This window comes from Labrys sp. HAY1-8F (genome assembly GCF_056754975.1).
In genome coordinates, this window is sequence record NZ_JBPGWZ010000002.1 from 2,483,359 (window position 1) to 2,494,950 (window position 11,592).

Annotated in this window: 14 protein-coding genes and 1 tRNA gene; 10 read left to right on the forward strand and 5 right to left on the reverse strand. The window is 64.4% G+C overall.

The window, feature by feature from the left end; all coding sequences use genetic code 11:
• The first annotated feature begins 13 nt into the window (after positions 1-13).
• From ACR9ZN_RS20590 to trpA, 3 genes are read left to right on the forward strand one after another with little or no spacing between them, the layout of a single operon-like run.
• The gene (locus tag ACR9ZN_RS20590) at positions 14-679 is read left to right on the forward strand and encodes a phosphoribosylanthranilate isomerase (protein ID WP_481273053.1); all 666 of its coding nucleotides are present in this window, start codon (positions 14-16) and stop codon (positions 677-679) included.
• Positions 680-694: 15 nt separating this feature from the next.
• Positions 695-1,912, forward strand: a complete 1,218-nt coding sequence (gene trpB, locus ACR9ZN_RS20595; protein ID WP_434958305.1) for a tryptophan synthase subunit beta — start codon at positions 695-697, stop codon at positions 1,910-1,912.
• 48 nt (positions 1,913-1,960) lie between these two features.
• A complete protein-coding gene (gene trpA / locus ACR9ZN_RS20600) occupies positions 1,961-2,788 on the forward strand; it encodes a tryptophan synthase subunit alpha (RefSeq protein ID WP_481273054.1) in 828 nt (275 codons plus the stop codon).
• A gap of 19 nt (positions 2,789-2,807) precedes the next feature.
• On the opposite strand, the gene ACR9ZN_RS20605 is transcribed toward trpA, so the two are convergent.
• Positions 2,808-3,371: an NUDIX domain-containing protein gene (locus ACR9ZN_RS20605; protein WP_434958307.1), complete on the reverse strand. Its 564-nt coding sequence runs from the start codon at positions 3,369-3,371 to the stop codon at positions 2,808-2,810.
• Between the two features lie 298 nt (positions 3,372-3,669).
• Here ACR9ZN_RS20605 and ACR9ZN_RS20610 point away from each other — a divergent pair.
• Positions 3,670-3,754 (forward strand) — tRNA-Leu (locus ACR9ZN_RS20610).
• A gap of 144 nt (positions 3,755-3,898) precedes the next feature.
• On the opposite strand, the gene ACR9ZN_RS20615 is transcribed toward ACR9ZN_RS20610, so the two are convergent.
• Positions 3,899-4,177, reverse strand: coding sequence for a hypothetical protein (locus ACR9ZN_RS20615; RefSeq protein ID WP_441771171.1), 279 nt, complete (start codon positions 4,175-4,177; stop codon positions 3,899-3,901).
• A 356-nt stretch (positions 4,178-4,533) separates the two neighbouring features.
• On the opposite strand from ACR9ZN_RS20615, the gene ACR9ZN_RS20620 reads away from it, so the two are divergent.
• The 5 genes from ACR9ZN_RS20620 to ACR9ZN_RS20640 all read left to right on the forward strand — a co-directional run bounded on the left by ACR9ZN_RS20620 (position 4,534) and on the right by ACR9ZN_RS20640 (position 8,257).
• Complete coding sequence (locus tag ACR9ZN_RS20620; RefSeq protein WP_481273055.1) at positions 4,534-4,776, forward strand: hypothetical protein; 243 nt, start codon at positions 4,534-4,536, stop codon at positions 4,774-4,776.
• 242 nt (positions 4,777-5,018) lie between these two features.
• Positions 5,019-5,207, forward strand: a complete 189-nt coding sequence (locus tag ACR9ZN_RS20625) for a hypothetical protein (RefSeq protein WP_481273056.1) — start codon at positions 5,019-5,021, stop codon at positions 5,205-5,207.
• Between the two features lie 118 nt (positions 5,208-5,325).
• A complete protein-coding gene (locus tag ACR9ZN_RS20630; protein WP_481273057.1) occupies positions 5,326-6,057 on the forward strand; it encodes a DUF2459 domain-containing protein in 732 nt (243 codons plus the stop codon).
• 192 nt (positions 6,058-6,249) lie between these two features.
• On the forward strand, positions 6,250-7,032 hold the full coding sequence (locus tag ACR9ZN_RS20635; RefSeq protein ID WP_434958312.1) for a L,D-transpeptidase: 783 nt from the start codon (positions 6,250-6,252) through the stop codon (positions 7,030-7,032).
• 274 nt (positions 7,033-7,306) lie between these two features.
• Complete coding sequence (locus tag ACR9ZN_RS20640) at positions 7,307-8,257, forward strand: DUF937 domain-containing protein (protein ID WP_481273058.1); 951 nt, start codon at positions 7,307-7,309, stop codon at positions 8,255-8,257.
• 163 nt (positions 8,258-8,420) lie between these two features.
• Here ACR9ZN_RS20640 and ACR9ZN_RS20645 read toward each other — a convergent pair whose 3' ends face one another.
• Entirely contained in the window at positions 8,421-8,678 is a 258-nt protein-coding gene (locus ACR9ZN_RS20645; RefSeq protein WP_441771167.1) for a BQ00720 family protein, read from the reverse strand.
• Positions 8,679-8,727: 49 nt separating this feature from the next.
• Positions 8,728-9,156 (reverse strand): Hsp20 family protein, encoded by a 429-nt coding sequence (locus tag ACR9ZN_RS20650; RefSeq protein WP_149253477.1) that lies wholly within the window; start codon positions 9,154-9,156, stop codon positions 8,728-8,730.
• Positions 9,157-9,429: 273 nt separating this feature from the next.
• Here ACR9ZN_RS20650 and ACR9ZN_RS20655 point away from each other — a divergent pair, with 273 nt between their 5' ends.
• Positions 9,430-10,773 (forward strand): cobyrinic acid a,c-diamide synthase CobB, encoded by a 1,344-nt coding sequence (locus ACR9ZN_RS20655; RefSeq protein ID WP_454816233.1) that lies wholly within the window; start codon positions 9,430-9,432, stop codon positions 10,771-10,773.
• Positions 10,774-10,797: 24 nt separating this feature from the next.
• On the opposite strand, the gene ACR9ZN_RS20660 is transcribed toward ACR9ZN_RS20655, so the two are convergent.
• Positions 10,798-11,349, reverse strand: coding sequence for a DUF924 family protein (locus ACR9ZN_RS20660; protein ID WP_481273059.1), 552 nt, complete (start codon positions 11,347-11,349; stop codon positions 10,798-10,800).
• Positions 11,350-11,592 lie beyond the last annotated feature (243 nt).

Consider the following 11,592-nt stretch of genomic DNA (forward strand, 5'->3'; position numbering starts at 1 on the left):
TCTCGACCCCATTATGGCATTGATCAAGATCTGCGGTCTCTCCACTCCCGAAACGCTGGAAGCGGCTCTGGCCGCCGGCGCCGACATGGTCGGCTTCGTGTTCTTCGAGAAATCGCCCCGCCATATCGGCTACGACCTTGCGGCGCAGCTCGGCGCACAGGTATCGGGCCGTGCCCGCAAGACTGCACTCTCCGTCGATGCCGACGACGCCAGGCTCGATGCCATCGTCGCCGCTCTCGCCCCCGACGGCCTGCAGCTCCATGGCAAGGAAAGCCCCGAACGCGTCGCCGCGGTCAAGGCGCGCTACGGCCTGCCGGTCCTGAAGGCGATCGGGGTTTCCAGCGCCGCCGATCTCGAACGGGCTGCGGCCTATCGCGGCGTGGCCGACTGGCTGCTGCTCGACGCCAAGCCCCCGAAGGATGCCGCCCATCCCGGCGGCAACGGCGTGACATTCGACTGGACGCTGCTCAAGCATCTCGACCGCACCCTGCCCTTCATGCTATCGGGCGGGCTCGATCCCGCCAATGTTGCCGAAGCCATCCGCATCAGCACCCCCGACGGGGTCGACGTCTCGTCGGGCGTCGAAGACCGGCCCGGCGTGAAGAATCCCGACAAGATCAGGGCTTTCGTGGAGACGGCAAGACAGGCTTATGCCGCCGCTTCCACCTCATCCCGCTGACAACAGGCCGCAACGATGACCGAGACACCCAAGCTGAATTCCTTCCGCAACGGACCCGATGAGCGCGGTCATTTCGGGCAGTTCGGCGGGCGCTTCGTCGCCGAGACGCTGATGCCGCTGATCCTGTCGCTGGAAGAGGCCTACAAGCAGGCCAAGGCAGACCCGGCCTTCCAGAAGGAGATGGACGGACACCTGGCCACCTATGTCGGCCGGCCCTCCCCGCTCTATTTCGCCGAGCGGCTGACCGAGCATTTCGGTGGCGCCAAGATCTATCTCAAGCGCGAGGAGCTGAACCATACCGGCTCCCACAAGGTCAACAACGTGCTCGGCCAGATCATGCTGGCGCGCCGCATGGGCAAGCCGCGCATCATCGCCGAGACCGGCGCCGGCCAGCACGGCGTCGCCACCGCTACGCTCTGCGCCCGCTTCGGCCTGAAATGCGTGGTCTATATGGGCGCCGTCGACGTCGCCCGCCAGGCACCCAACGTCTTCCGCATGAAGATGCTCGGCGCCGAGGTCATCCCCGTGCAGTCCGGGTCCAAGACCCTCAAGGACGCCATGAACGAGGCGCTGCGCGACTGGGTCACCAATGTGCACGACACCTTCTATTGCATCGGCACCGTGGCCGGTCCTCATCCCTATCCGGGCATGGTCCGCGACTTCCAATCGATCATCGGCCGTGAGACCCGCGAGCAGATGATGGAAGCCGAAGGGCGCCTGCCCGACAGCGTGATTGCCTGCATCGGCGGCGGCTCCAATGCCATGGGCCTGTTCCATCCTTTCCTCGACGATCCTTCCGTCGAGATCATCGGCGTAGAGGCGGCGGGACACGGCCTCACCAGCCTGCATGCCGCCTCGATCGCCGGCGGCCGCCCCGGCGTGCTGCACGGCAACCGCACCTATCTGTTGATGGATGCCGACGGCCAGATCGAGGAAGCCCATTCTATTTCCGCCGGCCTGGACTATCCCGGCATCGGGCCGGAACATTCCTGGCTGCACGAGGTGGGCCGCGCCACCTATCTGTCGGCGACGGACCAGGAGGCGCTGGACGCCTTCCAGCTGCTGTCGCGCCTGGAGGGGATCATACCCGCGCTCGAATCGGCCCATGCCCTTGCCAGGGTGGCCGAGCTCGCGCCCAAGCGGCCCAAGGATCACCTGATGGTGGTCAGCCTCTCCGGCCGCGGCGACAAGGACGTACCGCAGGTTGCCGAGATTTTGGGAACGTCACTGTGACCTCCCGCCATCCCATCCTGCCGCCCCTTGCTCCGAGCTTGTGACCCCATGACCAGCCGCATCACCGCCCGCTTCGCCGCCCTGGCCGCCGAAAAGCGCGCCGCCCTGGTGACCTTCGTCACCGCCGGCGATCCCGACATCGAGACTTCAGCCAAGATCCTCGCCGGCCTGCCGGCCGCGGGCGCCGACGTCATCGAACTCGGCATGCCCTTCACCGATCCGATGGCCGACGGGCCGGCCATCCAGGCCGCGGGGTTGCGCGCCCTCAAGGCCGGCATGACGCTGACCAAGACGCTCGGCGTCATCCGCGAATTTCGCAAGACCGACGATGCCACGCCGATCATCCTGATGGGCTATTTCAACCCGATCTACATCTATGGCGTCGAACGCTTCCTCGTCGATGCCAAGGCCGCCGGGGTCGACGGCCTGATCGTGGTCGACCTGCCGCCGGAAGAGGATGACGAACTCTGCCTGCCGGCGCTGAAGGCCGGCATCGCCTTCATCCGCCTGGCGACGCCGACCACGGACGACAAGCGCCTGCCCAAGGTGCTGCAGAACACGTCCGGCTTCGTCTATTATGTCTCGATCACCGGCATTACCGGTTCGGCCACGCCCGATTTCGGCGTGGTGGCCGGCGCGGTCGGCCGCATCAAGCAGCATACCGACCTGCCTGTTTGCGTCGGCTTTGGCGTCAAGACCGCCGAGCATGCCCGGGCTATCGCCGAGGGCGCCGACGGCGTGGTGGTGGGCTCGGCCCTGGTGGAAGCGGTGCGCACCAGCCTCGACGCCGACAACAGCGCGACGGACAAGACCGTACCGGCCGTGCTCGCACTGGTCAGCGACATCGCCAAGGGCGCCCGCAGCGTCAGGAAGTAATACCCGGCCCGGTGTTGCCTCAGAACAGCTCCGGCCGCTTCAGCCGGAGCGTCTGCACCAGGCTGTAGGTCTTGAGATCGGAAAGCTCGCCACGGTCGGCCATGCCAGCCAGGTCCTTGAGCCCGATCTCGACCACTTCGATCTCTTCGTTCTCCTCCGCCAGACCGCCGCCAGCGCCGACACGGCTCGCCGCCGAATATTCGGCCAGGAACATATGCATCTTCTCGGTCGAGATACCCGGCATCACGAAAGCCGCGCCGAGCGGGACCAGAGCCTTCAGTTCCAGCCCGGCCTCCTCCATCGCCTCGCGCCGGGCGCAATCGGCCGGATCGTCCTCGTCCAGGATGCCCGCCGGCGCCTCGAGCGAAGCCTCCACCCCATGTCCCTTGAGAATTGCCACGCGCAATTGGCGCACCAGCAGAGCCAGCCGGCGCTCGGGATCGAAGGGCAGAACCGTCACCGCATCGCCGTGATCCTCGACGCTGCGGTGAATCACCGCGCCGCCCTGCGTGCGGGCCTTGACCATCAGCAGCCGGTTCCAGCCGTCATAAAGCAGGGCCTCGTCGAGAATCGCTGCAGGCAAGGCATTCACTCCATTCAAATCCAGAGGCGCCCTGCGGTACGGCACGATCACCAAAAATCGCAAGGCCTTGGAATCGCAAGCTTCGGAATCGCAGGACACGCAATCGCAAGGCATGTCGAGATGAAGCGCCCAGGCGAAGCCATGCTTCGCTAAAACGCGTTCTTCTCGCATCCACACAAGCCCAGCAAGGTGTCAAACGCAAGGCGGGACGCCAGTTTGAAGCCGGTTTCATCAAGCTGTCGCAAGAACTGCAAATGGGCGTTGACATCGGCCCTCCGCCCCCCTAGAAGACCCCCGCGCCCAGATGGCGGAATTGGTAGACGCGCACGGTTCAGGTCCGTGTACTGCAAGGTGTGGAGGTTCGAGTCCTCTTCTGGGCACCAGTTTCGAAAAGGCTCGACGTGGCTAACGGCCCGTCGGGCCTTTTGCATTTTGTGACCTTGGAAGTCCTGTGCCGGTGCCTGCAACGGCCTTGTGGAGTCGCTGCCGGCTAATCATACAGAGCGCCGACACCCAGGCCCTGCATCTCAACTGTCGTCGCGCATTCTCTCCGCCCGTTCACGGGCTTCAGGTGGTATCGGCAGCAGGCCGGAGCCGCGCAGCATTGCCTCGATCGCCGTATTGGCATGATCGAGCGCGCTACCGGCGGAGTAGTCCCCGTCCAGCCAGTCGGGCAATTCGTTCAGCACATTGGTGAGGCAGGCGAGCAACATCGCCTCATTGTCGGACAGGTTGGCCTTGATCCGCTGATATTCGGCCGCGAGAACGGTCGGGTGCTCGTCATAGTCCAAGGGTCGAAATGCCATGATACCGCAGCCCCGTCGCGATGTTGCAGGCCTGGCAGATTGCGTCCAGGCCCGCGTCGGAGCGTTTTGCGATTTGGCGGTGATGCCAAGAATCACAAAGACGCTCCAGCCAATCCGCTGGGGATTGGCTTGGAAACAAAGAGTTAGAGCAAACAAGCGTTTCCGTCTAAACGCGCATTGCTCTGGAGACCACTGGCTTATCGCGTGTGACCGCCAGGTTACAAGGCTGCCGATTATCCCCAGGCCGGCCTGCTTTGCGCAAGGCCTGTGATCGAAGGTCCCAAGCGCGCCGGTCACGCCCCTATCACGCCCCTGGAGGATTGTTAGCCTACAAACAGAATCAGGGGAGAGTAGCGATGGGAATGCATCTGAGCGGTCCGCATAGCGGCGAGGAACCGTGCCTGCTGTTCGAGGATTGCGGTGTGCTCTCCGCCGAGCGCCTGGCGCATGGCATTCCCTGTCTCGACTATGCCTCACCGAGTTGCGCGACGAGCGGCATCGCCGCCCTCAAGGCCAGGCTCGCCATCCGCCAGGCCATGCAGCGCGTGCATGAGCGCCTGAAGGACGCCGCCGACCGCAACGGCAAGGCACGAGACTGAGCCCTGCTCTCGACCAGCCCGGCCTGGAGCGAAGTATGTTCAGGCCGAGCCCTTCTTTCAATTCAACTTGCTGAAGAGCCGAGAGTTTGCGGTTCTTGGCGAATCGCTCTGAAAGTGAAACGCTTCTAGAAATTGGCGTTTTCCGGGATTCGACCGGCGATCACGCTGCCGCCACGAAGTTTCGCGACACTCCCGCCCAATGTGGGGCCATGTCGGATGTGGCCATCTGGAGAGAGCTCACGATGCGCAGCATTCTATCCTTGTTGGTCATTGTCTATCTGATCGGCGTGGGCGTTGAACTGGCCCCGGTGGTCCAGGGGCAGTGGAGCAGCGGCTCTGCTTCCGATTTTGCCAGCAGCATCGCCCGCGCGCTTCCCGACGCCCTGACCTGGCCGGCCAAGGTCTATCGGAGCCTGACCGACAAAGCCTGAGCACGGCCCTGCGGGGGTTCCTCGCCTTTGCTTTAGCGGGCACCTATGATCAGGTCGTCGCGTTCGGTTCGCGCGCACCGTTCCACCACGGGGGAAGCCTTGCCGGCATCTTCAGAGCATGCCTGATCCCGCTGGTGGGTTTGCTGCCGAAACGGTAGGACGCACACGGCTCTCGAAGAGCCTGCGCCTGATCCTCGCACTCGCGGCCATGCCGCTGCTCGCCCTTCTCCTCTTCGTGCTCGCTGCCATCTGCTTTGCGCTCGTGCCGGCGTCAGGGCGGGCCCAGCAGGCCGGCGGAGAACCGACGCTTTATCTCTGCGCCTCCCTCGCCCACACCGATATCGTGATGCCGAGCCGGGATGCGCTGATCGATTGGACGCAGTTGTTTCCGGCCGTAGCCCCGCCCGACCTGCCGGCCGAGGCCTATCTGGCCTTCGGCTGGGGGGATCTCGTCTTTTTCCGAGAAACGCCAACCTGGGGCGATACCAGGGTATCGACCGCTTTGGCGGCACTCGCCGGCCGGCACGACACCGCCCTCAGGGTGGTCGCCGTCAATCCGCCGATCGCCAACCCCGACTGCCTGCCGCTTTCGATCGACAGGGAGGGCCGGCTGGCCCTGATCGCCCATATCCAAGCAAGCCTCCAGCCCGACGCTGCCGGCCGGCCCCAGCAGCGCCCCGGCGGGACAGGGCTCGAGGCCTTCTATCTCGCCAAAGGCCGTTACGGGCCATTCAATACCTGCAATCAATGGGCGGCCGAGGCCCTCGCGGTCGCAGGCCTGCCCCACGCCCATTTCGCGCCCTTCAGTTTCAGCGTCACCTGGCCTCTCGCCAATGGTCGGGCAGGCTGAGCCCACAGTCGAAGCCCGCCTTGTTGCCGGAAGAACACACACCCGAGAGCTTTTGCACCCGGCACCGACAACCTCGCTGCCGGCGCACAATGCTGCCGCAATGGCTGCATACGCCCAGCCTCACCCAGCGCCGCCGCAGCTCCTGAGCCCGGCAGGCGCGGACGAATAAGAACAGCACATATCTGGATTAAAATGATACTGGCACGAAGCATTATCCTTCTGGCCTTGCCGCTGATGCTTGCAAGCTGCGTCACGACAAGCGCGAAGATCGACACCCCTCTGGCGACCCCGGCCATTGCGCCGCAGGCTGGCGCGACCGTGCAACTCGCCGCTTTGCCTGTCGTCAAGCCCGAGGAAGCTCAGACCGCCGCCGCGAGCGCGCCGGAGATGGCCGAGACGGCCGATCCCCATTACGCCGCCATCTATGCCGGCTCCAAGGATGGCGCCTATCCGATCAAGGCCGTGAACCTGGCCAGCGTGGCACCCCGCTTCTGGCGCCGCGAGGTTTCCTATGAATCATCGGAAAAGGCCGGCACCATCATCGTCGATCCCAACAAGCGTTTTCTCTATCTGATCCAAGGCAACGGCAAGGCGCTGCGCTATGGTGTCGGTGTCGGCAAGGTCGCGGACTACAATTTCCAGGGCGAGGCCATCATCGCGCGCAAGGCCAACTGGCCGCGCTGGACCCCGACCCCCAACATGATCGCCCGCAATCCCAAGCAATATGGCCGCTATCGCGCCGGCATGGCCGGCGGCCCCAGCAATCCGCTGGGTGCACGCGCCCTCTATCTCTACAGCGGTGGCCGCGACACGCTGTATCGCCTGCATGGCACCACCAATCCCTCCGCCATCGGCACCAAGGTCTCGTCCGGCTGCATCCGCCTGACCAACCAGGACATCATCGATCTCTACAAGCGCGTTCCTGTCGGCACCAAGGTGATCGTGCTGCCGACAGGCGCCAGCCGCTCGGCTTGACCGATCGCAGCAGTATGGCCCCCATTCGGCCATGCTGCTTTTCTTCAATCGCTCCGCTTGGCCGGTGAGGGCCAAGTCGCGCCCCAGGCGCCTCCCGGCATAGCGCAGGAAATCCAAACCTTTCCTGTTCCGTAAAGGAATTTGGATTTCTGCGGGCATTCATCCTGCCCGATCATTGCCCGGCCAAAAGAACAGCGGGCCTCGTATCATCGAGTTTTGCAACGGAGACGATTGGGTACTAAGGTATCCGTGATTTTCTGACGCGAGGAATGAAATGGCCATTAATCTTCCTAGCCTCGTCTCCCAACTGATCACGCCCGATCTCATTGAACGCGCCGCCGCGATCATCGGCATCGACCCGGCACTGGCCGGAAAACTGGTCGCCGCCGCCGTTCCTTCCGTGCTTGGGGCCTTCGCCAGCGAAGCCTCTTCCCCCGATGGCGCCAAAGGCATTTCCGATCTGATCTCCAGCCAGGATCCGGGCCTGTTCGACACGCTGGCGGCTGGCGTGACCAGCGGCGATGCCAACGCCCTGGCTGGAGGCAGTGATGTGCTGACCTCCCTGCTGGGCGCCGAGGGCGTCAACCAGCTGGCCAGTGTCCTCGGGCAGGCAACCGGTGCCCCTCCGCAGGCTGCCGCTTCCGTGCTCGGTCTCGTCGGCCCGGCCGTCGTCGGCGCCCTCGGCAATCAATCGCCGGAGAACTGGTCTGACGGCAATGCGGTCGCCGCGCTTTTCGCAGGCGAGAAGCAGGCGATCACCGCCGCACTCCCGGCCAGCCTGGCGGCAGGTCTCGCCGACGGTGGGTTCCTGCAAGGCCTGGAAACCGCGGTAAGCGGCGCCTTCCGGACCACCCCGCCTCAATCCACGCTGGGCTCGGCCACGGGACCGCAGCCTGGTATATCGACTGCGGGTACATCGACTGCGGGTACATCGACTGCGGGTACATCGACTGCGGGTACATCGACCCTTGGATCAAGCGGGGCGGGTGCCCAAGCCAGCCGGTCGACACTCGACACCAAGCCGCCGCCCAGCCCTCGGCTGCAGCATCAGGCCGCCCCGCCGCCACCGCCGCAATCGAGCGGCAGCATGACCTGGCTTTATCTCATCATCGCCATCCTGGTCGTCGGTGGCCTCGCCTGGTACTTCCTCTACAAGCGCCCGCAGGCGACAGCACCGGCCACCACCGGCCAGATCGAGCTGCCAGCGCCACGCCTTCTGGGCTGAAGCGTCGCGGCCTCGAAAGCCATCTCGACGTACAAAGGCGACGAAGCTCGCGCTTCGCCGGGCTGGTTCGACGTAAAAAGGCGACAAAGCTTGCGCTTCGCCGCCCTGGATCCACGTTAAGCGGATACACTTCTCGTTGACCGATCGAGCCGCGGCCCGCCGTTCAATGCAGGGAAACCGGCTCCAGTTCCTGCTCCCAGGCATTGGCGACCGCGCTCTCGGCCGAATCGGAGATCATGATCGGCGTCCCATCGGCGGCATTGAGGGTGAACAGCTTCAAGCCGGGACGGATCTCGCCAAGCTGCGGATAGAGCCGCATGGCGTCTTCCGACATGATCGGCTTGACATAGGCGACATGTCCGGCGCCCAGGGCAGCCAGCATCTCGGGGGTAGGCACAACAGTCTTGTCGTTCCGGATCATGGGACCCTCCTGAACGTTGGAAACAATGGAAAAAGGGGCAACCGGGTCGTCAGTCCCGCACCGAGATGTCGATGCGCTTGGCGACGCGCTCTGGCTCCGGGCGGATCAGGTCGACGGAAAGCAGGCCGTTCTTCAAATCCGCACCCATCACCTCCATGCCGTCGGCAAGGAGGAAAGTGCGCTGGAACTGGCGAGCTGCGATACCGCGATGCAGGAAGACTCGGGATTTGTCGTCCACCTGCCGTCCACGGATGACGAGCTGGTTTTCTTCAATCGAGACGTCGAGTTCCTCGCGGCTGAAGCCGGCGACGGCGAGTGTGATTCTCAGCCTCTCCGGCGGCCGGTCGCAGGATCCGACCCGCTCGATATTATAGGGCGGATAGCCGTCATTGGCGGCTTTGGCGACCCTGTCCAGAGCTCGTTCGATCTCATCGAAGCCGAGCAGAAAGGGTGAATTCAAGGTTGGTACGCGCGACATTTCAAAGCCCTCGCAGGAAGCGACTTTGTGGCGGGGACCCTGACGGCATCCCCCGTTCCGGCAACTCCGGAACAATCTCAATATGGGCAAGCCCAGGGGGGTTTCAAGGGGGGCCCCGAAATGGGGCGGGGATTTCCGGGTCAAGCCCCCTGGAGCGAAGCGGCCTTTTGGTGAAAACGCACTTTTGCTCGAACTCTTTGGTCCGCCTCTCGGTGTTACGCCCAATCGCAGAACGCTCTTGCGCGCCGCTCCGGGGCAGGGCAGGAACGGGTGATGATCCCTCCCGGCCTCCTCATCGCCGCTCCCCGTTCGGGCTCCGGCAAGACCACCCTGGTGCTCGGCCTGCTGCGCGCCCTCGCCCGCAATGGCGTCGCCGTGCAGCCGATGAAATGTGGGCCCGACTATATCGATCCCGGCTTTCACGCCGCGGCGGCAGCAAGGGTGAGCTATAACCTCGACAGCTGGGCCATGCGGCCCGCTTTGCTCGACAGCCTGATCCACGAGGCCGGCCACAATGCCGATCTCTTCGTCGGTGAGGCGCTGATGGGGCTGTTCGACGGCGTCGCCCGCGATGGCGCCAGCGGCGACGGCTCCTCCTCGGGCCTCGCGGCGCGGCAGGGCTGGCCGGTGCTGCTGGTCCTCGACATTTCCGGCCAGTCCCAGTCGGCCGGCGCGGTCGCCAAAGGCTTTGCCAGTTTTCGCTCCGATGTGCACATCGCCGGCATCGTCCTCAACAAGGTGGCGAGCCCCCGCCATGAAGCGCTGGCGCGCAAAGGCATCGAGGAAGCCGGTTTGCCCGTGGTCGGCGTGCTGCCGCGCAATGCCGATCTCGTGCTGCCCGAACGCCATCTCGGCCTGGTACAGGCCGACGAGACCGTCGAGCTCGACCAGCGTCTGGAAACTTTGGCCGATTTTGTCGAAACCCATTGCAGCATCGAAGCCATCCGGGCCCTCGCCGGCACGCGGCAGTTGCCGGCAGCCCCGGACGATGCGGACCTGCGCCCGGCCGACCCGAAGGACGCAGGTTTACGTCCGCCTGGCCAGCGCATCGCCCTGGCCCGCGACGACGCCTTCTCCTTCGTCTATCCGCATCTCCTCGCCGGCTGGCGCCGCCAGGGCGCCGAGATCATTCCCTTTTCGCCGCTGGCCGACGAGGGACCGGCGGAGAACGCCGATATCGCCTGGCTGCCCGGCGGCTATCCCGAGCTCCATGGCGCGCGTCTCGCCACCGCCACTCGTTTCCAGAAAGCCTTGCGCCTGTTCGCGCAGACGCGCCCGGTGCACGGCGAATGCGGGGGCTACATGGTGCTCGGCCAGGTACTGACGGATGCGGAAGGCACGGCTCACCGCATGACCGGCCTGCTCGACCTCGAAACCAGTTTCGCCAAGCGCAAGATGAATCTGGGCTATCGCCTCGCCGAACTGAAACAGGATTGCCCGCTCGGCCGGAAAGGCGGCTTCGTGCGCGGCCACGAGTTCCATTACTCGACCACCCTGCGCTCGGCCGATCCGCCCCTCTTCGAGGTGAGCGACGCCAATGGCATCTCGCTCGGCGCCCTCGGCAGCCATCGCGGCCGGGTTACCGGCTCCTTCTTCCACGTGATCGACAAAGTCTAGAAGTTCTCAGGAAACGGAGCTCTCTCACCCTGCAAAGCCGCCCTCGTCGAGAAATCGGCGCTCCTCCGGCGTGCAAATGCGACCGAGAATATCATTGCGGTGAGGAAATCGGCCGAACCGGGCGACGATGTCGCGATGCTGCTGGGCATAGCTGAGATAGTCGCCGGTCAGGGCCCGGCACAGAGCGAGCGAACGTTCCTGGTCGGCGAGTTCTTCGGAATGCATGAAGGGCAGGTAGAAGAAGATGCGCAGTTCCGGGCCGATACTGCGGTCATGGCCATCGGCCAGCGCCGCGGCGGCGACCCGTCGCGCCAACGGGTCGCCCGCATACATGGCCGGCGTGTCACGGAAGGCGTTGCGTGGAAACTGGTCGAGCAGCAGCACCAGCGCGAGAGCGCCGGGCGCCGTCGCCTCCCATCCCTCCAGTTCGCCGCGCATCGCCGCCTGATGCACGGCCAGGAAACCCTCGCGAAAATCACGGTCGAACGCCTCGTCCTTCTCGAACCAGCGCCCAGGGCCGGCATCGACCCAGAAATCGACAACGGCCCTCGCGGAAGGCGGAACTGAATCGACCATCACAGGTTTCTCCTTGAGCTGACGAGGCTAGAGCAAAATGACTTTTCTCCGAATCGTCATTCTTCTCGAACTCTTTGTTTTGACGCGTTTTCTTAATCGAAAAGCGTATCAACTTTTCTGGAAAACGCTCTAGGGGCGAAATGCGAATGAGAAGAAACTGCATAGCGCTGCGGAAACTGCAATTCCACCATTGAACAATCGCCGAATGCTCGTCACATTAGCGTCGAGGAGACAGACCTTGTC